We start from the raw sequence: 21,704 nt of genomic DNA, 5'->3' as shown, positions 1-21,704 counted from the left end.
GCGCGGCCGCTCCCTCAGCGGACGGCGGGCTGCTCGGGCGAGGCGGCGTCCTCGGCGAGCGGCGGGTCGACCGTCGGCACGGCCGGGTCCTCGTCGGGCCCGGTGCGGGCCAGCAGGTAGCCGCCGAGGACGAGCAGCAGCAGGGCGTCGAGGCCGAGCTTGACGAGGAGCAGGTCGTGGGCGGTCGTCACGACACCGGACAGCGCGGCGGTCGCGGCGAGCGCGCCCCACAGGAGGAGGACCGCGCGCGGGTGCCGCCGGGCGAGCGCGCCGTAGACGAGCAGCTGGACCATCGCGAGCACCGTGCCCAGCGTCGCGAAGAGCCACAGGTCGTCGCGGACCGGGGCGTAGGCGGCGCCGCCGACGAACTCGAGGGCCAGGCCGCGCAGGAGGAGCACCCCGGCGACGGCCACGAGCCCGAGCGCGAGGATGGCCCCGAGCCCCCAGGCGTGCGTCCGGCGCAGGTCGTGGCCGCGGGCCATCCGGGGGAAGAGGACGACGACGACGAACTGCGGCAGGAAGAGCATCGCCTTCGTGAGGACGAGCCCCGCGGCGTAGTGCCCTGCCTCGTCGCCGGGCAGGACGACGCGGGCGAGGAGGACGTCGATGTTCGAGACGGCGAAGAAGGCGAGCAGGGCGGAGGCGCTGTGCACGACCTCGCGGGCGACGCCCTCGCGGTCCCACGCGCGACGCACCTGCTCGGGCACCGCGCCGACGGGGATGGCCGTGCGCCGGCGACCCGGGCGCCGCAGGGCCACCGTGCCGACCACGACCGGTGCCGCGGCCGCGAGCGCCACGCCGACGAGGGCGGCGGAGGCCGAGCGGTCGACGAGGAGCGCCGCGCCGCCGGCCACGAGCCGGGCGGTGCCCATCGTGACGTACAGGAGGGCGAGGGCCCCCCAGCGCTGCCCGCCCTGGAGGATCCCGGCCTGACCGCCCATGACGGTGAGGAGGCCGGCCGACACCGCGAGGCAGACGGCCCCGACCGGGCTGTCCAGCCGCAGGCCGCCGACGACGAGGGGGACGGCGAGCGTTCCGACGAGGGTCACCCCGGCGGCGGCCCGCAGCGTCGCGGAGAGCACGTCCCGGGTGACGTGCGCGGGGTCACCGGTGGTCGTCGACACCCGGCGGGCGCCGGTGGCCTGGAGCGCGAGCGAGACGACGTTGAGGACGATGAGCGCGCCGAGCACGCTCGAGAACTGCCCGAACTCGTCGGGGCCGAGGAGCCGGGCGCAGGCGAGGGTGAGGCCGTACGTCGTGAGGTTCATGACCCCGATGGCCGCCGCCATCGTGGCGCCCCCGAGGACGCCCCTGCGACGTCGCCGGCTGCTCACCGGCGAAAGTTACCACCGGGTAGAGCCGATCAGTAGGGGTCGTCGGCTCCCGTGTGTCCGAGCAGCCGGGCGACGGGGCGCAGGTGCAGGCGCAGCAGGACCTTGACCCCGACGTTGCGGACCCACCAGGGCAGCTCGGCGAGCATCCGGGCGCGGTCGGCGGTGGACGGCGCCGTGACGACGAAGTGCGCCATCGAGCCGGTGCGGCCGCGGTAGGCGAGCGTCCGGCCGGGGAGCACGTGCCGCAGCAGGGCGAGGGTGACCCCGATGGACGAGAACGCGTCGTGCACGAGGACGGCGCCGCCGGCGACGACGTGCTCGACCCAGCGCAGGTCGTCGGTCACCGTCCAGTAGTCGTGCTTGCCGTCGACGTGGAGCACGTCGACCTCGCCCGTCCACCCGCGCCGCGCCTGCGCCGACGTGGTGGCCAGCACGGTCACCCGGTCCTCGACGCCGAGCCGGGCGAGGTGGGCCGCGAGGAGGCCGCGGACGGCGGGCCCGGCGTACCGGCGGGTGCGCACGAAGGGGTCGATGGTCGTCACGACGACGTCGCGGCGGGCGCCGGCGAGCGCGCACGTGGAGCGACCCTGGTGCGCGCCGACCTCGAGCACACGGGCGGGCCCGGGGTGGACGGACCGGACGACGGCCTGCAGCAGCTCGGCCTGCGCGCGGGTCAGCCAGCCGGGGATGCGGTCGACCTCCGCCCAGGGCACGACGCCGCCCGGCGTTCTCTCGGGCACGGGTCCCTCCGCGGCTCGGTCATCTAGGGTGTGGCTCCGGACCGGGCCAGCATAGGGAGGCCGTGATGGTGGCCCCGAGGTGGCCGGGCGGGCGCAGGGCGCGCGAGGTGGTGCTGGACCTCTGGGTCCTCGTGCCCGTCGTCGTCCTCGGGTGGCCGCTGCTGACGCGCGGCGGGTACCCCTTCGCGCGCGACCTCGTCCTCACCCCGCGGCTGCCGCTGCGACCCGAGGCCGTGGGCCTCGGGACGGCCTCGCCGCGGGCCGCGCCGCTCGACGCCCTGGTCGGCGTCCTGTCGCTCGGGCTCGACGGGGGAGTGCTCGGCCGGGTCGCGGTCCTCGGTGGGCTGGCGCTCGCGGGGTGGGGGGCGCACCGGCTCGCCCGCCCGCTGGGGACGCCCGCCCGCCTGCTCGTCGGCGCCCTCGCGGTGTGGAACCCGTTCGTCGTCGAGCGCCTGGGCCTCGGGCAGTGGGCGCTGCTGCTCGGCTACGCCTCCCTCTGGTGGGTCGCCCTCGCGGCGGTGCGGGCGCGCGAGGACGGCCGGCTCCTCCCGCGGACGGCGCCCTGGCTGGCGCTCGGCGCCCTGACCCCCACCGGCGCGGTGCTCGTCGGGGGAGTGGCGCTGGTGACCGGTCTCGGGACGACCCGTCACGGTCGCCGTCGGGACCTCGGCCTCGTCGGGCTCGTCGCCGCCGCGCAGCTGCCGTGGCTCCTCCCGTCGCTGCTGTCCTCGGCGGCCACCACGTCGGACCCGGCCGGGGTCGCGGCGTTCGCCGCCCGGGCCGAGCTGCCCGGACCCGCGGTCGTCTCGCTCGTCGCGCTCGGGGGCGTCTGGGACCGGCTGAGCGTCCCCGGGAGCCGCGCCGGGCTGCTCGGGGTCCTCACCGTGCTCGTCGTCCTCGCCGGGCTCGTCGCCGGGCGACGGCGCGGGCTGCCCGGTCGACGGCTGCTCGCGTGCGGGGTCGTCGGTCTCGTCCTCGCCACCCTGACGAGCGTGCCCCTCGGGCAGCACCTCGTCGCCGCCGGCACCGACACCGTCCCGGGCCTGGGCCTGCTGCGCGACGCCCAGAAGTGGCTCGCCCCCTTCGTCCTCGTGGCCGTCCTCGGGGTCGGCGCGCTCGTCGACGGCCTGGCCCGGCTCGTGGCCCGCCGGGCGACGCCGCTGTCGTCGACCGTCCTCGTCGTCGCGCTCGCGCTGCCCTTCGTCCTGCTCCCCGACGGCGCGGTCGTCGTGCACCGGGTCCTCACCCCGAGCCGCTTCCCGGCCGACGTGGAGCAGGTCGCCCGGGCGGTGGACGGCACCGACGGGCTCCTCGTCTCGGCGCCGTGGCGCCTCTACCGGGCCTACCCGTGGGCCACCGCCTACCCGACCTACGACCCCGCGTCGCGCCTCTACGACGTCCGGGTCGTCACGAGCGACGCGCTGGTCCTCGGCGACCGCACACTCCGGGGCGAGGACCCGCTCGCGGCCGCCGTCGGCCGCGCCCTGGCCCCCGTGACGTCCGGCTCCGTCGCCGTCCTGCGCGGGCTGGGCGTGCGCTGGGTCCTCGTGACGCGCACCGACCCGGACGGGCCGGGCCTGCTCGCGGCGCTGCGTGCGGACCCCTCGGTCCGGGTCGTCGTCGAGGGGCCCGACGTCGTCCTCCTCGAGCTGACCGGCCCCCGGGCGGCGGCACCGCAGGTCGCCCCCGCCGCCCTCGCCACCGTGGTCGTGGCGGACCTCGCGGTGCTCCTCCTGCTGCTCGGCGTCGGTCTCTCCCGACCTCCCCGGGCGCGCCGCTGAGTTCTGTTACTGTGGCGTAGTTTCTCGACAGGAAGGCCGCGGATGTTCGGCAACGTGATCGCCCCCGCCGTCGCGGGCATCGCCCTCGCGCTCGCGGGGATCTTCGGGCTCGTGTCCTCGCAGACCGCCGCGCCCGCCGAGAACCCCGCCAGCCAGCCGGTCATCGTCTACGGCGCTCGCTGAGCCCGGCGGCCCCGCCGCCGCCCCGCCTCCTCCTGCAGGACGGCCACCAGCTCCTCGACGGAGCGCTCCCAGCTGAGCCCGGCCGCGCGCTCGCGTGCCGCCTCGCCCGCCAGCTCGACGTCGACCCGGCCGGACAGCACGTCGTCGACGGCCGCGGTCAGGCCCGCGCGGTCCTCGACGAGCCAGCCGGTGACGCCGTCGTCGACCGACTCGCGCAGCCCGCCGCTGGAGCGGTAGCCCACGGTCGGCGTCCGCTGCGCCGCGGCCTCCGTCACGGCGATGCCCCAGCCCTCCCGCACCGAGGGCAGGGCCAGGACGTGGGCGCCGGCGAGGAGCCGGTCCCGCTCGTCGTCGTCGACCCACCCGTGGAAGCGGACGACGTCGTCGACGCCGAGCCGGTGCGCCTCCTCCCGCAGTCGCCCCTCCCACCAGCCCGTGCCGACGACGTCGACCACCAGCCCGGGGTGGCGACCGCGCAGGGCGCGCGCGGCCTCGAGGACGTGCTCGACCTGCTTGTGCGGGACCAGCCGCGAGAGGACGACCACCCGGGGGGTGGGGGAGCGCGGTCCGGCGACCGGCCGCGGGACCAGGCCGTTGCGCACGACCCGCACGAGGTCGGCCCGCACCCCGAGGCGTTCCAGGTCGGCGGCCGTCGAGCGCGAGACGGTGACGTGCGGGGCCCGGCGGTAGAGGGCCGGCGTGACGCGGGACTCCACGAACCAGCCGAGCCGGCCGCGCCAGTCGGGGTAGATCATCCGCCACTGCTCGCGGTGGACGTGGTGGACGAGGGCGACGACCCCGGTCCGGCGGACGAGGGGCGTCGCGAAGGGCAGCCCGTTGATCACGTCGACGACGACGTCGAGGGAGCGCCGGTGCCGCGCCACCCAGAGCAACCCGTGGAGGTAGACGGTCAGCCGGCCGCCGCCGCGCACGTGGACGACGCCGTCGACCCGCTCCCCGGCCCGCGTGCCCGGGGGGCGTGCGGTGACGACGACGACCCGGTGGCCGCGGGCGGCGAGCCCGGCGGCCATCTGCTCCACGTAGACCTCGCTGCCGCCGGCCTCCGGGTGCGCCGCGTCCCGCCACGAGAGGAACGCGACGTGCAGGGGACGGCTCATCCGCCGGTCCCGACGACGCGCGGGCACAGACGGGTGGGTCGTCCTGCACCCTCGGTGACGGTGACGCCGAGCTCCTGCGCGCGCTGCGGGTCGGGGACGACGGCCAGGCGCCCGGGCTGGATGACCCAGTCGTCGCCGAGGCGCTGGCTGGGGAAGACCGCGACCCGCCCGCCGGGCGTCGAGGTGACCTCGACGACCGAGAGGTGGGGGTCGGTGCCGATCCCGACGGTCGTCGAGCTCTCGGGGTAGACCCCGTACCACCGTCCGGCGCGCGGGGTCTCGCCGTCGTCGACGACGACGCGCACCGTGTGGTCGGCCCGCGTCTGGAGGTAGACCTGGCGCTGGACCGAGCCCGTGTAGGTGGCGAGCAGGATGCGTCCGGGTCGGACGTCCCGGTGGACGGTGACCCGCAGCACGGTGGGCGCCGACTCGACGAGGACCCAGGGCTCGTAACGGTCCCCGGTCGCGAGGTACAGGGCGTCGCAGCCGGGTGTGGCGGCGAGCGTGTCGGGGGCGGCGTCGTCCGGGAGGTCGGTGACGTCGCGCAGGACCGGCGGCCCGGCCAGCCCGAGGGCGTGGTCGACCCGGTGCTGGAGCGAGAGCAGGCGCACCAGCGGCTCGCCGCGGCCGACGGTGGCGCTCGACCACACCCCCGAGACCGCCTGGACGGCGGTCGACCACACCGTGACGGCGGCGAGCACCCCGAGGACGACACCGGCCCGCCGGCGCGACCGCCGCAGCAGCGGCGGCAGGACGGTCCACAGCGCGACGACGGCGCCGACGACGAGGAGGGGGACGAACTCGCTCGTGTACCGGTTGGCGACGTAGCCGTAGGCGAGGATGCCGCCGGGCACGACGGCCGCACCGAGCAGCGGCACCCCGAGCACGCGCAGGGGCCGCCGGTCCCGCAGCAGGAGCAGGCCCGGGACCGCGGCGACGGCGAGCGCGAGGAGCAGGGGGGCGGTCGCGGTGACGCTCGCGGTGCGGTAGGTCTGGTCGAGGACGACGCCGTCGCGGACGACCGGGGGCGCCTCGGGCAGCGAGAACCACGGGAACCACGAGGTGAGGCGCAGGCCGTCGGGCGAGAGGTAGGCCTGGAGGGTCGTCGGCAGGAACTGCAGCCCGGTGATGTGGCCGCCGTTGGCCGCGAGGGCCTCGCGGCGGTGCGCGTTGACCTCCGTCCACACCTGGTCGGCCAGCGGGAACAGGTACGGGTGGCCGAACTTGACCTGGTTGAGCGCGACCGAGAGCGCGAGCGGGACGAGGGCGGTGGCGACGAACCCACCGGCCAGGCGCCGGCCGTCGGGGCGGGCACGCCCCTCCGCGAGCCACCACGCGGCGCCGGCGAGCACCGTCGCGCCGATGACGGCGAAGCCGCCGGTGGTCCGGGTCATGACGGCCGCGAGGACGAACGCCCCGAGCCACCCGAGCGAGCGCCGGTCGGGCGAGGACGCGGCGCGCGCCAGCCAGTACAGCGCGCCGACGACGGTGGCGACCGACCAGGCGTAGACCTCGTGGTAGACCCACGGCAGGCCGGCGTCGAAGGTGAGGACGGTGCCCCCGGTGAGGGCCGCGAGGAGCACCGCCGCCGCCGCGGCCTCGCGGCGGTCGGGCACGCCGTCGCCCCGGACGACGCGCCGGGCGAACCAGAGGAGCTTGGTCGCCATGACGGCGGTGACGAGCCACGCGAGGGCCATCGACAGCACGGTGAGGCGGCCGTCGAACTCGTGCGTCACGAGCATGACGGGCACCCGCAGGAGCGCGGGGAACGGCGGGAAGTACATGTACGTCCGGCCACCGATCTCGAACCCCTCGATGCCGAGGCTGCCGGCCGGGAGGTCCAGCCGGCCGTCGAGGAACGCCTGGGCCTGGAGGTCGAAGAAGTTCGACGCGTAGCCGAGCCCGACCGCCGTCCGTCCCGGGTTCCACCCGAGGTCGAGCAGGACGAGGAGGTGCACGAGGGCACCGGTCAGGCAGCCCGCGAGGGTGGCCGCGACGACCCGGGGGTGGAGCGGTGCCGGACGGCTCACGCGGGGGCGAGGCGGTAGAGCAGCTGGTAGCCGAACAGCGTCGGCCAGCTCCGCACGGCGGCGCGGTCGGCCGCGCCGACGGCCCGCAGGACGTCGACCCGGCGCCCGCCGCTGCGACCCCGGTCGAGCACGTCGACCGGCACCCCGACGACGTCGCGCTCGAGCACCGTCAGGCCGCTGCGGGCGACGAGGCGCTCGAAGCTGCGACGCGTGAAGAAGCGCAGGTGGCCCTCGTCGAGCGGTCCGCGGCTGTCGTAGTCGAAGCGACCGACGGCCGTGCGGCCCCGGGGGTACCAGTGGCCGAAGTTCGGCACCGACACGAGGATCTCGCCGCCGTCGGCGAGGCGCGCCGTGAGGTCGCGCAGCAGCGACTCGGGGTCGGCGACGTGCTCCAGGACGTCGGCCGCGACGACCCGGTCGTAGCCGGAGCCGACGGCGTCGGGCAGGCCCCGCCCGAGGTCGGCCTCGACGAAGTCGTCGAGGCGCTCGCCGACGCCGTCGTGCTTGACGAGGTCGACCCCGACGACCCGGTGCCCGGCGCGGCGGACCAGGGCGCCGAACGCGCCGTCGGAGCACCCGACGTCGAGGACCGACCCGGCGGGCGCTGCATCGAGCCAGGCGAGGAGCCGGCCGTGGCTCGAGTGCTCGGAGGGCTTCAGCTCGTAGGCGTCGGGGGCGCCCGGGGTCCGGTGGGCGCCGAAGCCCATCCGCCCGGCCCGGTGCCGCAGCACGTCGCGGGCGACGTCGCGCGCGTAGGCCATCCCGTTGACGTAGCAGATCTCGTCGCCGTAGTACGTCGGGATCGGGACCTCCTCGACCCGCTTCCCGGCGTCGAGGAGCCCGAGGATGATCTCGGTGTCGAAGTCGAAGTCGTCGCTGTAGGTGTCGAGGGCGAGGTCGGCGAGCGCGTCGACCCGGTAGGCGCGGTAGCCGCTGTGCCACTCGCTGAGCCGGGCGCCGGTCATCGCGTTCTGGAACGTCGTGAGGATGCGGTTGCCGACGTACTTGTAGACCGGCATGCCGCCCTTGAGCGCCTGGCCGCGCACCATCATCCGCGAGCCGAACACCGCGTCGGCCCGGCCCTCGGTCAACGGGCGCACGAGGTCCTCGATGACCTCGGGGGCGTACTGGCCGTCGCCGTGGAGGAGGACGACGACGTCGAGGCCGTGCCCGATCGCCCACCGGTACCCGGCCTTCTGGTTGCCCCCGTAGCCGAGGTTCTTCTCGTGGCGCACGACGGTGAGCGGCAGGTCGCTCGTCTCGCGGTAGGCGAGCCCGATCGCGTAGGTGTCGTCCTGGCTGGAGTCGTCGGCGAGCAGGACGTGGTCGACCTCGGCGCGGAACGCCGCGGGGAGCCGGTCGAGCGTCTCCACCAGCGTCGTGGCGGCGTTGTAGGCGACGACGAGCACGCCCACGCGGGGGCTGCCGGCGGCGGCGGTCTGGGTCATCGGGTGTCCGTCCTGGGTGGGCGCGGGTCCGCCCGGTCGAGGCGGCGTCGCGACGTCGCTGGATTGTATGTGACCCGCCAGTAGCCCCGTGGCACCTCGTGCCATAGTGGCGCCATGCCGAGCCAGTTCGTCGACCTCGAGCGGCTCGAGGCCGCCCTGCCGCAGGCCAGCGCCGCCTACCGGTCCGCCGACCCGTTCCCGCACCTCGTGCTCGACGACGTGCTCCGGCCGGAGGCCTTCGCCGCCGCGGTCGCGGAGTTCCCCGGCACCGACGACGAGTTCTGGCGCGGCTACCTCCACGTCAACGAGACGAAGTACTCCAACACCGTCCCGGACTCGTGGGGCGACACCCTCCGCGCCGTCGCCGAGGAGCTCTGCGCGCCCGCGTTCGTCGCCTACCTCGAGCGGCTCACCGGCATCGAGGACCTCATGGCGGACTGGACGATGGACGGCGGCGGCCTGCACCAGACGTTGCGCGGGGGCCACCTCAACATCCACGCCGACTTCACGACCCACCACGACCACGAGAACTGGGCGCGGCGGGTCAACATCCTCCTCTACCTCAACGAGGAGTGGCCCGCCGAGTGGGGCGGGCAGCTCGAGCTGTGGGACCCGCAGATGACGGCGTGCCGCGCCAGGGTCACGCCGAAGGGCAACCGGATGCTCGTCTTCACGACCTCCGAGGACAGCTTCCACGGCCACCCCGACGCGCTCACCTGCCCTCCGGGGGAGGCTCGGCGCTCGCTGGCCCTCTACTACTTCACCGAGGAGGACCACGCGGTCCGCCGCTCGACGCACTACCGCGCCCGGCCGGGTGACGGGGCCAAGCGGGTCGCCATCTGGGCCGACCGGCAGGCGCTGGACGTCTACGACCGGGCCAAGCGGCGGCTCGGGCTCAGGGACGAGACGGTGCAGAAGGCGCTGTCGCGGGTCCAGCGGCTGCGCCGGCGGGGCTGAGGGCCGGCTCCGGGACGAGGGGGAGGGCCGCGAGCTCCTCGCGGTCGGCCGGTCGCGCCCCGAGGCGGCGCTGGACCCAGGCCTCGACCGGCCGCTCGACGTAGCGGACGGTGAGGACCACGGCGGCGGCGAGCAGCGCGAGGGCGAGCGCCGCCTTGGCCGGGGCCGGCCAGGTCGGCAGACGCTGGCCCACGCCGAAGAAGATCGGGTAGTGCCACACGTAGACCGCGAGGCTGTAGCGGCCGAGCACGACGAGCGGCCGCCAGCCGAGGGCGCGGGAGAGCCGGCCCTCGGGCGGCAGACCGGGGGCGGCGACGACGACGGCGACGACGGCGAGGTTCGCGGCGACGCCGCCCCACCCGAGGTAGGCGCCCGAGTTGCCGAGCAGCAGCACGAGGGCGGCGAAGAGCGTCAGCGCGTACGAGACGACGGTCCCGGCGACCGAGCGGACCGGCCGCAGCCACGGCCAGCAGACGGCGGCGAGGGCCCCCCAGAGCATCCCGTCCATCCGCGTCGTCGTGCGCAGCAGCGCGGTCGTCAGCGGCTCGACGTCGGCGACGTGCGCGCGCCAGGCCGTGCAGGCGAGCAGCAGGCCCCCGAGGGTGAGCGCGAGCACGACGCGTCGGTGGCGCAGCCCCCGCACGAGGACGACGAGGACGAGCGTCACCTGCACGTAGACGGCGGTGTACCAGAGGTGCCCGAGGTCGGCCCGCGCGAGCAGGGCCTCGGTCTGGAGGTAGACGTTCCACCCGAACGTCGTGACCCAGAGCACCGAGCGCTCGGTCTGGGTCTCGACGACCTCGCCCGCGCCCTCGGCCAGGGTCGTGAACCACACGAGCAGCAGCAGGGGCCAGGTCTGCGACGAGATGCGCACGACCCGGCTGAGCACGGCGAGCGCCGGGCGCTCCGCGGCGATCGTGCCGACCCGGCCCTCGTCGTCGGCGCGCGTCCCGTCCCGGCCGATGAGGGATCGGGTCAGGAGGAAGCCCGCGACGACGAGGAAGACCGTGACGGCGATGTTGCCGCTCTGGAGCAGGTGCAGCAGGGGCGGCACACCGGCCAGGGCCTCGATCGACCACAGCGCCCACATGTGCGACAGGACGACGAGGACGAGGGCGACGCCGCGGACCCAGTCCAGAGCCGTCGAGCGCGTGCGCGGCGTGGTCGGCGCGGCGGCGGTGGTCATGGCGCGCTGGCCTCCCGGGACGGTGCGGACGGGGCTGCCGGGCGAGGGGTCGCCACGCGGCATCCGCGAGTCATGTTACCGGCGGGTTGCATCCTGCTACATTTCGTCCGACATCGAGCCCAACGGAGGGTCAAGCAGTGCGCGGAATCGTGACGAAGCTCCTCGTCTTCCTCGGAGCGTTCCTGGTGACGACCGCGATCCTGTCGCTGGCGTACGCCTCGGGACAGGTGCAGAAGACCCCCCTCGACGTCGACACGGTGACGCGGCTGTCGGGCGAGGCCCAGGTGGCCGGCCCGGACGGGCTCGAGACGACGCCGGTCAAGGCCACGAGCATCACGCACGCCGACTCCGAGCTGAGCACCGGCGAGGTCGTCCTCTTTCAGAACTCCAGCTGCCTCGTGCGCGACCCGGACGGCAACGCCCCCGACTGCGTCGCGGCGGACGACCCGTCCAAGACGTTGCTCTCGGCGAGCACCGACACCTTCGCCACCGACCGTCGCACCGCCCTGCCGGTCAACGACTTCGCGAACCTGCCGGCCGACGCGGCGCCGAAGGAGGGGCTGATCAACAAGTTCCCGTTCGGTGTCGAGCAGAAGACCTACCCCTTCTGGGACGGTCTCGTCGGCGGCGCGGTCGACGCGACGTACCAGGGCGAGGAGGACGTCGACGGCCTGGCCACGTACAAGTTCCTCGTCTCGGTCAAGGACGCCCCGATCCAGATCGCCGACGGCGTGGCCGGCACCTACTCCACCGACAAGACGCTGTGGATCGAGCCGACGACCGGATCGATCATCGACCAGAAGGAGCACCAGGTCCGGCTGCTCGACGACGGGTCGACCTTCCTCGACCTCACGTTCGGCTTCACGCCCGAGACCGTCCGGACCAACGTCGACTCCGGTTCCTCGAACGCCTCGCAGCTCGGCCTGCTGACCCGCACGGTGCCGCTGGTCGGTGGCGTCCTCGGCGTCGTCGCGCTCCTCGGCGGCCTCGCCCTCTGGCTGACCGGTCGCCGCAGCGGCCGCCACGGTGCGGCCGACGACGGCGAGACGCTCGAGCGCAGCCGGGTCCCCGCGGGCCGCTGACACGCGGGCTCAGGCCGGGCGCTCGGTGACGAGGATCGCCGTGCCCGGCAGCACCCGGCCGCGCAGCGGGGACCAGCCGCCCCACTCGGCCTCATTGCGCTCGGGCCACTCCGGCTCGACGAGGTCGACGAGCAAGAGCCCGGCCGCCACGACCTGGCGCACGAGGTCGCCGAGGGTGCGGTGGTGCTCGGTGTACGTGACGACGCCGGCCTCGCTCTCGACGTAGGGGGTGCGGTCGAAGTACGACTGCGACACGGTGAGCCCGGCCGGCCCGGGCACGTCCGGGAAGGCCCAGCGCACCGGGTGCGACGTCGAGAAGACGAAGCGCCCGCCGGGGCGCAGCACGCGGGCGGCCTCGCGCAGCACGGCGGCGCTGTCGGCGACGAACGGGATGACCCCGTAGGCGGTGAACACGCGGTCGACCGACGCGTCCGCGAGGGGGAGGACCGCTCCGTCGCACTGGAGCAGGGGGAGCGGGGCGGCGCCGGCCCGCACGTCGAGCCGACGCCCGGTGCGCAGCATCCCGGCCGACAGGTCGCTCGCGACGACCCGCACGTCGTGGGTGCGGGCCAGCCAGCGCGAGCACTGGGCCGCGCCCGCGCCGATCTCGAGGACGGTCATCCCGTCGCGGACGCCGAGCAGGTCCAGCTCGGCCTCGGTCCAGCCCTCGGGCCCCCAGACGAAGGAGTCGTCGCCGAGGAAGGCGCCGTGCTCGGTGTAGTAGTCGTCGGCCTCGGCGTCCCACCACGACCGGTTGGCCGCGCGCGTCTCGTCCGCGCCGACGGGTCGGCGCCCCGCCTCGGACGTCATCGGCCGGCGCCCCCGACCGCGACCGTCCCGGACGTTTTGCCCGCTGCACCCGGAGCCGAGTAGGCTGGCCGAGCACACGTGTGCCCTGCGTGGGTCACGTGTGCGCGCGAAGCATCCCATCGATTCCATCTGTCCACATCGGAGTTCCTACTACATGACTGCCAGCACGGTCGACACGACCGCCCCCCAGATCGCGATCAACGACATCGGATCTGAGGAAGACCTCCTCGCCGCCATCGACGCGACGATCAAGCACTTCAACGACGGCGACATCGTCGAGGGTCGCATCGTCAAGGTCGACCGGGACGAGGTCCTGCTCGACATCGGCTACAAGACCGAGGGCGTCATCCCCTCGCGCGAGCTGTCCATCAAGCACGACGTCGACCCCAACGAGGTCGTCGCCGTGGGCGACGAGGTCGAGGCCCTCGTCCTCCAGAAGGAGGACAAGGAGGGTCGTCTGATCCTGTCCAAGAAGCGCGCCCAGTACGAGCGCGCCTGGGGCACGATCGAGAAGATCAAGGAGGAGGACGGCGTCGTCACCGGCACCGTCATCGAGGTCGTCAAGGGTGGCCTCATCCTCGACATCGGCCTGCGCGGCTTCCTCCCGGCGTCCCTCGTCGAGATGCGCCGCGTCCGCGACCTCCAGCCGTACGTCGGCAAGGAGATCGAGGCCAAGATCATCGAGCTCGACAAGAACCGCAACAACGTGGTCCTGTCGCGCCGTGCCTGGCTCGAGCAGACGCAGTCCGAGGTCCGCACGACCTTCCTCAAGGAGCTCGGCAAGGGCCAGGTCCGCACGGGTGTCGTGTCCTCGATCGTCAACTTCGGTGCGTTCGTCGACCTCGGCGGGGTCGACGGCCTCGTCCACGTCTCCGAGCTGTCCTGGAAGCACATCGACCACCCGTCCGAGGTCGTCGAGGTCGGCGACGAGGTCAAGGTCGAGGTCCTGGACGTCGACATGGACCGCGAGCGCGTCTCCCTGTCGCTCAAGGCGACGCAGGAGGACCCGTGGCAGCACTTCGCCCGGACCCACGCGATCGGCCAGGTCGTCCCGGGCAAGGTCACCAAGCTCGTCCCGTTCGGTGCGTTCGTGCGCGTCGACGACGGCATCGAGGGCCTGGTCCACATCTCCGAGCTCGCCGAGCGTCACGTCGAGCTGCCCGAGCAGGTCGTCACCGTCGGCCAGGAGATCTTCGTCAAGGTCATCGACATCGACCTCGAGCGTCGCCGCATCTCGCTCTCGCTCAAGCAGGCGAACGAGGACGGCGCCGGCCAGGTCGAGTTCGACCCGACCCTCTACGGCATGGCCGCGGAGTACGACGAGCAGGGCAACTACAAGTACCCCGAGGGCTTCGACCCGGAGACCAACGAGTGGCTCGAGGGCTTCGAGACCCAGCGCGAGGCCTGGGAGAAGCAGTACGCCGAGGCGCACGCGCGCTGGGAGGCGCACCGCGCCCAGGTCGAGGCGTTCGCCAAGGCCGACGCGGAGGCCGCCGGCGGCAGCGCCGAGACCTCGTACTCCTCGGAGTCGGGCTCGTCCTCCTCGAGCGACAGCTCGCCGCGTCCGCAGCAGGCCGCGCAGTCCGAGGGCACGCTCGCCTCGGACGAGGCCCTCGCCGCCCTGCGCGAGAAGCTCACCGGCAACTGAGCCACCGCGCCGCCACGGCGCACCGGCTCTGCCACGAGGGGCCCGGACCACGCGGTCCGGGCCCCTCGCCCGTCCCCGGGTCCCAGCGCGTGACGACTTCACGCATGTCATCGGCCGGACGGAACTCGTTCACCTCCAAGCCCCCGTCGGTCGACCTGCGCGGTTAGGGTCGCGCACGTGCCGCCGACGTCGACGACCCAGCCCGATGTCGCGCGAGGGGGAACCACCGGCCCACCCGAGCCGGTCGGACCCCCTCCGCGACGCTCGTCCGGACGCGCGTGGGAGTGGTCGCTCGCCGCGCTGCTCCTCGCGCCGAACCTCGTCCTGCTCATCGTCTTCACCTACCGTCCGCTGCTGGACAACATCCGGCTGTCCTTCACGGACTGGAACATCTCGGCGCCGGTCGCGAACCCGGTCGGGTTCGCCAACTACGTCGAGTGGTTCGGCCGGGAGGACACCCGCACCGTCCTCGGCAACACGCTCGTCTTCACGGTCGCGACGGTCGGCATCTCGATGGGCCTCGGCCTGGGCCTGGCGATCCTCCTCGACCAGCGGCTGCGCGGGAGGAACCTCGTCCGCTCGGCCGTCTTCGCCCCGTTCGTCATCTCCGGCGCGGCGGTCGGTGTCGCGTTCCAGTTCGTCTTCGACCCGAGCTTCGGCCTGGTCCGCGACCTGCTCGCCCGCATCGGGGTCGAGGCACCGGACTTCTACCAGCGCTCCGGCTGGGCGCTGTTCATGGTGACCTTCACCTACATCTGGAAGAACCTCGGCTACACCTTCGTCATCTACCTCGCCGCCCTCCAGGGCCGGCGCGCCGACCTCGACGAGGCCGCCGAGATCGACGGCGCCTCGCCGTGGACGCACTTCCGCAAGGTGCTCCTGCCGCAGCTGCGCCCGACGACCTTCTTCCTCTCGATCACGGTGCTGCTCAGCTCGGTCCAGGTGTTCGACATCATCAACGTCATGACCCGCGGCGGGCCCGTGGGCGACGGCACGATGACCCTCGTCTACCAGGTCTACCGCGAGACCTTCGTCAACCAGCGGGCCGGCTACGGCGCGACGGTCGCGACCGTCATGTTCCTCATCCTCCTGGTCGTCACCGTCGTCCAGGTGCGGATCATGGACAAGGGGCAGCGCTCGTGAGGGCGCGCGCGCACGGTGCCGAGGCCGCCTCGCACCGCTCCCGTGGGATGACCGTCGCCGGCTACGTCGGGATGGTCCTCGTGCTGCTGCTCGTCGGCGTCCCGCTGTTCTGGATCGTCATCACCTCGCTCAAGGAGCGCGGCGACATCTACGTGCAGCCGGCGCAGTGGCTGCCCGACCCCGCGACGACCGCGAACTACCACGACGTGACGACGCGCATCCCGTTCCTCGACTACTTCCGCAACTCGGTCATCATCACGCTCGTGCTGTCGGCGTCGAAGATCGTGCTCGGCGTCATCAGCGCCTACGCGCTCTCGCTGCTGCGCTTCCCGGGGCGGGGGGTCGTCTTCCTCGTCGTCATCGCCGCGCTCATGGTGCCGAACCAGATCACGGTGATCAGCAACTACGCCCTCGTCGCGCAGCTCGGCTGGCGCAACACCTTCCAGGGCATCATCGTCCCGCTCGCCGGGGTGGCCTTCGGGACCTTCCTCATGCGCAACCAGTTCCTCAGCCTGCCCGGCGAGATCATCGAGGCGGCGCGGCTGGACGGGGCGGGGCCGATCAAGCTCCTCTGGCGGGTCGTGCTGCCGATGTCGTGGCCGACGCTCGTCGCCTTCTCGCTCATCACCGTCGTCAACGAGTGGAACGAGTACCTCTGGCCGTTCCTCATGTCCGACGACCAGCGCACCGCCCCGCTGCCGGTCGGCCTGACCCTGCTGCAGAACAACGACGGTGTGACGAACTGGGGCCCGGTGATGGCGGGCACCGTCCTCGCGATGCTCCCGGTGCTCGTCCTCTTCCTCGTCCTCCAGCGCCAGATGATCAAGGGCCTCACCGCCGGGGCCGTCAAGAGCTGACCCGGGCGACCCGCGAACCACCGACCAGCACCACCGACGACCACGACGCACATCCACCCCGGGCGAGCAGTCCCGGACCACAGGGAGGGCACCACCATGAACAACGTCACCCGCCGGGGCTTCCTCGGCCTCGCCGGCGTCGCCGGCGCCGCCGGTCTCAGCGCCTGCGCCGGCACCGGCACCAGCGCCACCTCGAACCAGGGCGGCGACGGCAACACGCTCGAGTTCTGGAGCAACCACCCCGGCAACAGCAAGCCGGTCGAGCAGGAGCTCATCGCCGCGTTCCAGAAGGCCAACCCCGGCATCACCGTCAAGCTCGTCGACGCCGGCAAGAACTACGAGGAGGTCGCCCAGAAGTTCAACGGCGCCCTCGTCGGCGGCACCCTCCCCGACCTCGTCGTCGTCTCGGACGTCACGTGGTTCAACTTCGCGCTCAACAAGCAGCTGACCCCGCTCGACGACCTCATGACCACGGCGAAGGTCGACCCGTCCGACTACGTCGACGCCCTCTACGGCGACTACCTCTTCGACGGCGGCCACTTCGCGCTGCCCTACTCGCGCTCGACGCCGCTCTTCTACTACAACAAGGAGATCTGGTCCAAGGCCGGCCTGGAGGACCGCGGCCCGAAGACCTGGGACGAGTTCAAGGAGTGGTCCGAGGCGCTCAAGGCGGCCGCCGGCAACGGCAAGTTCGCGATGGAGCTGCCCGACGGCTCCAACTACCTCGACTGGCACTTCCAGAACATGGCGTGGGGCTACGGCGGCGGGTACTCGCAGGAGTGGACGCCGACGTTCACGGCCGAGGGCACCGTCAAGGCGGGCCAGTACCTCCAGGACATCGCCAAGGCCGGTGTCGTCAAGTTCAACGCGACCCCCGAGGCCGACTTCTCCGCGGGCCTGGCCGGGTGCATCCTCCAGTCCACCGGCTCGCTCGGGGGCATCGCCAAGGACGCGAAGTTCGAGGTCGGCACCGCGTTCCTGCCGGGCGAGGGCAACTGCCCGACCGGCGGCGCGGGCCTCGGCATCCCGGCGAACATCTCGGACGAGCGCAAGGCCAACGCGCTCAAGCTCGCCGAGTTCATCACCAACGCCGAGAACACGGTGACCTTCACGCAGGCGACCGGGTACATGCCGGTGCGCAAGTCGGCCGTCGAGCTGCCGGCCGAGAAGGAGTACCTCGCGAAGAACCCCAACGCCAAGACCGCGATCGACCAGCTGCCGCAGACCCGCTCGCAGGACAACGCCCGCGTCCTCCTGCCCGGTGGCGGCGCCCGCATCGGCAAGGGCCTGGACCAGGTCGCGCAGGGGCAGGACGTGGCGACGGTCTTCGCCGGCCTCGACAAGGAGAGCCAGCAGGTCTTCGACAACCAGATCAAGTCCAAGCTCTGAGGAGAGCCATCCGATGGCAACGGTCTACTTCGACGCGGCGACCCGCCGCTACGCCAAGGACGCCTCCCCGGCGGTCGACGCGGTCACCCTCGACATCGAGGACGGCGAGTTCCTCGTCCTCGTCGGCCCCTCGGGGTGCGGCAAGTCCACGACCCTGCGGATGCTGGCCGGCCTCGAGCCGGTCGACGACGGCCGCATCCTCGTCGACGGGCACGACCAGCAGGGGGTGCGCCCGCGCGATCGTGACATCGCGATGGTGTTCCAGAGCTACGCGCTGTACCCGAACATGACGGCCGCGCAGAACATGGCCTTCGCGCTCGACAACTCCGGTGTCTCCAAGGCGGAGACGAAGACCCGGGTCCAGGAGGCGGCGCGCATCCTCGAGATGGAGGACCTGCTGCACCGCAAGCCGGGGCAGCTCTCCGGCGGGCAGCGCCAGCGCGTCGCGATGGGCCGGGCGATCGTGCGCCAGCCCAAGGTGTTCTGCATGGACGAGCCCCTCTCGAACCTCGACGCCAAGCTGCGTGTCTCGACCCGCAGCCAGATCGCGGGGCTGCAGCGACGGCTCGGGGTGACGACGGTCTACGTGACGCACGACCAGGTCGAGGCGATGACGATGGGTCACCGGGTCGCGGTCCTGCGCGACGGGCGGCTCCAGCAGGTCGACGCCCCGGAGGTGCTCTACGACAAGCCGGTCAACACGTTCGTCGCCTCGTTCATCGGCTCCCCGGCGATCACCCTCGTCGAGGCGCCGGTGCGCGAGGGCCGGGCCGAGGTGCACGGGGTGCCCGTCGCGCTCGACCGCTCGGTCGCGTCGGCGGCCGGTGACCGCGTCGTCGTCGGGCTGCGCCCGGAGGCCTGGCGGATCGCCGGCGCCGACGACCCCGGCGCGCTCGAGCTGACCGTCGAGCTCGTCGAGGCGCTCGGCTCGGAGTCGTTCGTCTACGGCCGCCGGCCGTCGACCGACGGCACCGAGGGGGAGCGGGTCACCATCAAGACCGAGAAGCGGGCCGGCGTCGAGGTCGGTGACGTCGTGCGCGTCCGTCCGCTCGAGGCCGAGGCGCACGTGTTCGACGCGGAGAGCGGCGAGCGGCTCGGCGCCTGACGGGGTGGTCGTGCGTGGCAGGGTGGAGCCATGCCACGCACGATCGCCACGAACACCTCCGTCGAGCTCGCCGAGCTCCTCGACTTCGTCCGCCCGCGCCACCAGATGGTGCTCATGACCACCCGCGCCTCGGACGGCCGCCCGCAGGCGTCGCCGGTCACCGGCGGGGTCGACGACGCCGGCCGCATCGTCGTCACGAGCTACCCGGAGCGGGCCAAGGTCCGCAACGCCCGTCGCGACGCGCGCTGCAGCGTCCTCGTGCTGTCCGACGACTTCGGCGGGGCGTGGGTGCAGGTCGACGGTGACGCCGAGGTCGTCGACGCGGTCGACGACGTCGAGCCCTTCGTCGAGTACTTCCGCAACATCTCGGGCGAGCACCCCGACTGGGACGAGTACCGGCAGGCGATGGTCGAGCAGGGCAAGTCGCTCCTGCGCATCACACCGACGCGCTGGTCACCGGTCGCGACCGGCGGGTTCCCCGCTCGCCTCGCCGGGGAGTGAGGCCGTCGGCCGAGGCTCGCCACCGGCCAGCCGGCTCAGGCGGCGCGAGCCGAAGACCCGGCGGACGACGGCCTCCGCAACCGGGGCCACCGCGCGGTGCACGACGACGACGACGGCGCCCAGGACGACCGCGGTGACGAGCAGCCGTGGGAGCGTGTCCCACCCGCCCGCGTGGCGGCGGACGAGCTGGAAGACCGGCATGTGCCACAGGAAGACCGTGAGCGACGCCTGGCCGAGCACGACGAGCGGGCGCCACGACAGCACCCGGCTGCCCGGGCCGTCGACGGAGGCGCCGTTCGCGAGCCCGACGACGAGGGCGGTCGCGGCGAGCGTGGCGACGACTCCCTGGAGCCCGAAGTAGCCGTCGATCCCGACGAACACACAGCTGAGGAGCGCGCCCGCGAGCAGCAGGAGGCCGCTGCCCGCGAGGGCCGCCGCATGCCGTCGCAGCCACGTCGGCGTGGGGCGACCCTGGAGCAGGGCCGCGGCGGCCGCCCCGGCGAGGAGCCCGTCCATCCGGGCCGTCGTCGTCAGCGCCGCGCGGAACCAGCCCTCGTCGAGGTAGAGCTGCCAGCGCCACCAGAAGGTGGCGACGAGCGCGACCACCGCGATCCCGACGAGCAGACGCCGGCGTCGGGCCAGCGCGACGACGACGAGGGCCGCGACGACGAAGAACTGCACGTCGATGCTGAGGAAGTACAGCGGTCCGATGTCGGCGCGCGCCGCCAGTGCGTGGTCGCGGACGTAGGTGTTGAACGTGAAGGTCGCCGCCGCGAGCACCGACCGGATCGTCGCGTCGCTCGAGGTCGTGTCGGTGGGGTCGAGGCGCCACACGAGGAGGACGGCCACGAGCAGCACCCAGACCTGGAGCGCGATCCGGACCGTCCGCTGCTCGAGGTAGACCAGCGGGCCCCAGACGCGGCTGCGGGTGGAGGCGGCGAGCATCCGCTCCGTCACGAGGTAGCCGCTGATGACGTAGAACGTGCTCACGGCGATGTTGCCGCCCTGGAACAGCGCGCCGAGGGAGCCGAGCGGCGGCCGCTCGGCGGTCGGCCAGACGACCGTCGCGTGGAACAGCACGACGAGGGCGATGGCGGCTCCCCGCAGCCCGTCGACCGGCAGGGAGCGGTGGACGACCCGGTGCAGGGTCGACGGCACGGCGACGGGCGGGGCGCTGCTCACGCGACCCCCACCCCCGGGGCCGGGGGCAGCGGGCGCTCGACGGCGGGCGGTCGCAGGTGGGTCGCGAGCCAGGCCCGGACCGGCTCCTCCACCCAGCGGTGGCTGACCGCCGTCACCACGGCGACGACGGCGAGGACGACCGCGGTCGTGGCGACGGGGGACGCCTCGGGCCCGACGTGCCGCCCGACGAAGAAGATGACGGGGTAGTGCCAGACGTAGACGACGAGGGAGGCGCGACCGAGCCAGGTGAGCCACCGCACCGACAACACCCTGGTCAGGCGGCTCTCGCGCTCGTGGAGGACGACGGCCGCGACGAGGGTGGCGGCGACGACGACGAACGCGACGCTCCAGCCCTCGAGGTAGGCGTAGGGGCCGAGCTCACCGCCGAGCGACAGGAGGACGGGCACCGCGAGCAGCGCGAGCGCCCCGACGAGCGGTGCGCGGGGAGCCAGGCGCCGCAGGTGGGGGAGCGCGACCGCGAGGGCCGCCCCGAGCAGGAGGCCGTCGGCGCGGGCCACGGTGCTGACCGAGAGCGCGAACCAGGTGCTGTCCGAGGCCTCGACGAGGCGGTAGGTCGCGGACGCGACGGCCAGCAGGACGAGCGTCCAGGTCAACGCCCGCCGGCGCGCCGCGAGGACCGCCACGAGGAGCGGCAGCACGAGGTACCACTGCTGCTGCACGGAGAGGAACCACAGGTGCCCGAGGTCCGGGCGGGCCTGGAGCGGGTCGAGCGCGTAGAGCCAGTTGTTCGTGTAGGTGAGGGTGTGGGTCACCGTCGTCACCGTCGACCCGGTCGGGGCGGTGTCGGTCGGGTCGAGCGCCGCGACGAGCACCACGGTCGCGCACAGCGGCACGACCTGCGCGCCCAGCCGCACGAGGCGCCGGGCGTAGAACCGCACCGGGTCGAGGGTCCCGCGGGCGTCGTCACGCAGCAGGCCGGCGGTGACGATGTACCCGCTGACGACGAAGAACACCGGTACGGCGCCCCCGGCGACGAGGCCGCGCAGCCACGGGGTCGACCGGATCCCCTCGGCCGGCCAGAGGAACGCGCTGAGGTGCCCCAGCACGACGAGGACGATGGTGAGCCCGCGCAGCCCGTCGAGGGCGAGGAGGCGCCGCCCGGGCGCGGTGGCCCGGGTCCCGGCGTCCGGGGCCTCCCGCGTGTGGGTCGTCACGGGAGGAGGTTACCCGTCGGTCGCCCGGCGCACCG

General features: G+C 73.6%; 19 protein-coding genes. 10 read left to right on the top strand and 9 right to left on the bottom strand.

Going from position 1 to position 21,704, the window contains the following annotated elements:
• Window positions 1-14: 14 nt before the first annotated feature.
• Window positions 15-1,334: a lipopolysaccharide biosynthesis protein gene (locus J3473_RS03365; RefSeq protein ID WP_207021877.1), complete on the bottom strand. Its 1,320-nt coding sequence runs from the start codon at window positions 1,332-1,334 to the stop codon at window positions 15-17.
• Window positions 1,335-1,363: 29 nt separating this feature from the next.
• Window positions 1,364-2,074, bottom strand: a complete 711-nt coding sequence (locus J3473_RS03360; protein WP_207021876.1) for a class I SAM-dependent methyltransferase — start codon at window positions 2,072-2,074, stop codon at window positions 1,364-1,366.
• Window positions 2,075-2,139: 65 nt separating this feature from the next.
• Here J3473_RS03360 and J3473_RS03355 point away from each other — a divergent pair, with 65 nt between their 5' ends.
• Window positions 2,140-3,855 carry a hypothetical protein gene (locus J3473_RS03355; protein WP_207021875.1) on the top strand — a complete coding sequence of 572 codons (1,716 nt, stop codon included), beginning with the start codon at window positions 2,140-2,142 and terminating at the stop codon, window positions 3,853-3,855.
• A gap of 42 nt (window positions 3,856-3,897) precedes the next feature.
• Window positions 3,898-4,038 carry a DUF2613 family protein gene (locus J3473_RS03350; protein ID WP_157577530.1) on the top strand — a complete coding sequence of 47 codons (141 nt, stop codon included), beginning with the start codon at window positions 3,898-3,900 and terminating at the stop codon, window positions 4,036-4,038.
• Here the strand turns inward: J3473_RS03350 and J3473_RS03345 are convergent.
• Genes J3473_RS03345 through J3473_RS03335 form a run of 3 tightly spaced genes read right to left on the bottom strand, consistent with a single transcriptional unit; the run spans window position 4,023 to window position 8,634 of the window.
• Entirely contained in the window at window positions 4,023-5,156 is a 1,134-nt protein-coding gene (locus tag J3473_RS03345) for a glycosyltransferase family 4 protein (RefSeq protein ID WP_242525655.1), read from the bottom strand. The two genes, J3473_RS03350 and J3473_RS03345, sit on opposite strands and share 16 nt — an antisense overlap.
• Complete coding sequence (locus tag J3473_RS03340; RefSeq protein ID WP_207021874.1) at window positions 5,153-7,186, bottom strand: hypothetical protein; 2,034 nt, start codon at window positions 7,184-7,186, stop codon at window positions 5,153-5,155. Before J3473_RS03340 ends, J3473_RS03345 begins: the two co-directional genes overlap by 4 nt.
• A complete protein-coding gene (locus J3473_RS03335; protein ID WP_242525654.1) occupies window positions 7,183-8,634 on the bottom strand; it encodes a bifunctional glycosyltransferase/class I SAM-dependent methyltransferase in 1,452 nt (483 codons plus the stop codon). Before J3473_RS03335 ends, J3473_RS03340 begins: the two co-directional genes overlap by 4 nt.
• Before the next feature lie 114 nt (window positions 8,635-8,748).
• On the opposite strand from J3473_RS03335, the gene J3473_RS03330 reads away from it, so the two are divergent.
• Window positions 8,749-9,591, top strand: coding sequence for a 2OG-Fe(II) oxygenase (locus J3473_RS03330; protein WP_030528345.1), 843 nt, complete (start codon window positions 8,749-8,751; stop codon window positions 9,589-9,591).
• On the opposite strand, the gene J3473_RS03325 is transcribed toward J3473_RS03330, so the two are convergent.
• Complete coding sequence (locus J3473_RS03325; protein ID WP_207021873.1) at window positions 9,530-10,777, bottom strand: acyltransferase family protein; 1,248 nt, start codon at window positions 10,775-10,777, stop codon at window positions 9,530-9,532. The two genes, J3473_RS03330 and J3473_RS03325, sit on opposite strands and share 62 nt — an antisense overlap.
• Window positions 10,778-10,914: 137 nt before the next feature.
• Here J3473_RS03325 and J3473_RS03320 point away from each other — a divergent pair, with 137 nt between their 5' ends.
• Window positions 10,915-11,859 (top strand): DUF3068 domain-containing protein, encoded by a 945-nt coding sequence (locus J3473_RS03320; protein ID WP_207021872.1) that lies wholly within the window; start codon window positions 10,915-10,917, stop codon window positions 11,857-11,859.
• Window positions 11,860-11,868: 9 nt separating this feature from the next.
• On the opposite strand, the gene J3473_RS03315 is transcribed toward J3473_RS03320, so the two are convergent.
• Window positions 11,869-12,669: a class I SAM-dependent methyltransferase gene (locus J3473_RS03315; RefSeq protein ID WP_207021871.1), complete on the bottom strand. Its 801-nt coding sequence runs from the start codon at window positions 12,667-12,669 to the stop codon at window positions 11,869-11,871.
• A gap of 154 nt (window positions 12,670-12,823) precedes the next feature.
• On the opposite strand from J3473_RS03315, the gene rpsA reads away from it, so the two are divergent.
• From rpsA to J3473_RS03285, 6 genes are all read left to right on the top strand, one after another.
• A complete protein-coding gene (gene rpsA / locus J3473_RS03310; RefSeq protein WP_030528349.1) occupies window positions 12,824-14,317 on the top strand; it encodes a 30S ribosomal protein S1 in 1,494 nt (497 codons plus the stop codon).
• Window positions 14,318-14,494: 177 nt separating this feature from the next.
• The gene (locus J3473_RS03305) at window positions 14,495-15,460 is read left to right on the top strand and encodes a carbohydrate ABC transporter permease (protein WP_084696758.1); all 966 of its coding nucleotides are present in this window, start codon (window positions 14,495-14,497) and stop codon (window positions 15,458-15,460) included.
• The gene (locus J3473_RS03300) at window positions 15,457-16,317 is read left to right on the top strand and encodes a carbohydrate ABC transporter permease (protein ID WP_030528351.1); all 861 of its coding nucleotides are present in this window, start codon (window positions 15,457-15,459) and stop codon (window positions 16,315-16,317) included. The genes J3473_RS03305 and J3473_RS03300 overlap by 4 nt, the downstream gene beginning before the upstream one ends.
• A gap of 96 nt (window positions 16,318-16,413) precedes the next feature.
• Complete coding sequence (locus tag J3473_RS03295; protein ID WP_030528352.1) at window positions 16,414-17,706, top strand: ABC transporter substrate-binding protein; 1,293 nt, start codon at window positions 16,414-16,416, stop codon at window positions 17,704-17,706.
• 13 nt (window positions 17,707-17,719) lie between these two features.
• The gene (locus tag J3473_RS03290) at window positions 17,720-18,811 is read left to right on the top strand and encodes an ABC transporter ATP-binding protein (RefSeq protein WP_030528353.1); all 1,092 of its coding nucleotides are present in this window, start codon (window positions 17,720-17,722) and stop codon (window positions 18,809-18,811) included.
• 30 nt (window positions 18,812-18,841) lie between these two features.
• Window positions 18,842-19,312 (top strand): PPOX class F420-dependent oxidoreductase, encoded by a 471-nt coding sequence (locus J3473_RS03285; RefSeq protein WP_030528354.1) that lies wholly within the window; start codon window positions 18,842-18,844, stop codon window positions 19,310-19,312.
• Here J3473_RS03285 and J3473_RS03280 read toward each other — a convergent pair.
• On the bottom strand, window positions 19,265-20,494 hold the full coding sequence (locus J3473_RS03280; RefSeq protein WP_207021870.1) for an acyltransferase: 1,230 nt from the start codon (window positions 20,492-20,494) through the stop codon (window positions 19,265-19,267). The two genes, J3473_RS03285 and J3473_RS03280, sit on opposite strands and share 48 nt — an antisense overlap.
• Complete coding sequence (locus tag J3473_RS03275; protein WP_207021869.1) at window positions 20,491-21,669, bottom strand: acyltransferase; 1,179 nt, start codon at window positions 21,667-21,669, stop codon at window positions 20,491-20,493. The genes J3473_RS03280 and J3473_RS03275 overlap by 4 nt, the downstream gene beginning before the upstream one ends.
• Window positions 21,670-21,704 lie beyond the last annotated feature (35 nt).

Origin of the sequence: Phycicoccus sp. DTK01 (genome assembly GCF_017312765.1) — a bacterium.
GTDB lineage: Bacteria > Actinomycetota > Actinomycetes > Actinomycetales > Dermatophilaceae > Phycicoccus > Phycicoccus jejuensis.
Note: the sequence above shows the minus strand (reverse complement) of the source record. Positions and strands in the feature narration are given on the sequence as shown.

What these genes read in the sequence shown, in the direction of transcription:
- J3473_RS03315 (WP_207021871.1), bottom strand. Translation starts at nt 12,669, where the DNA reads ATGACGTCCGAGGCGGGGCGCCGACCCGTCGGCGCGGACGAGACGCGC.
- J3473_RS03350 (WP_157577530.1), top strand. Translation starts at nt 3,898, where the DNA reads ATGTTCGGCAACGTGATCGCCCCCGCCGTCGCGGGCATCGCCCTCGCG.
- J3473_RS03325 (WP_207021873.1), bottom strand. Translation starts at nt 10,777, where the DNA reads ATGACCACCGCCGCCGCGCCGACCACGCCGCGCACGCGCTCGACGGCT.
- J3473_RS03330 (WP_030528345.1), top strand. Translation starts at nt 8,749, where the DNA reads ATGCCGAGCCAGTTCGTCGACCTCGAGCGGCTCGAGGCCGCCCTGCCG.
- J3473_RS03290 (WP_030528353.1), top strand. Translation starts at nt 17,720, where the DNA reads ATGGCAACGGTCTACTTCGACGCGGCGACCCGCCGCTACGCCAAGGAC.
- J3473_RS03285 (WP_030528354.1), top strand. Translation starts at nt 18,842, where the DNA reads ATGCCACGCACGATCGCCACGAACACCTCCGTCGAGCTCGCCGAGCTC.
- J3473_RS03345 (WP_242525655.1), bottom strand. Translation starts at nt 5,156, where the DNA reads ATGAGCCGTCCCCTGCACGTCGCGTTCCTCTCGTGGCGGGACGCGGCG.
- rpsA (WP_030528349.1), top strand. Translation starts at nt 12,824, where the DNA reads ATGACTGCCAGCACGGTCGACACGACCGCCCCCCAGATCGCGATCAAC.
- J3473_RS03355 (WP_207021875.1), top strand. Translation starts at nt 2,140, where the DNA reads ATGGTGGCCCCGAGGTGGCCGGGCGGGCGCAGGGCGCGCGAGGTGGTG.
- J3473_RS03295 (WP_030528352.1), top strand. Translation starts at nt 16,414, where the DNA reads ATGAACAACGTCACCCGCCGGGGCTTCCTCGGCCTCGCCGGCGTCGCC.
- J3473_RS03335 (WP_242525654.1), bottom strand. Translation starts at nt 8,634, where the DNA reads ATGACCCAGACCGCCGCCGCCGGCAGCCCCCGCGTGGGCGTGCTCGTC.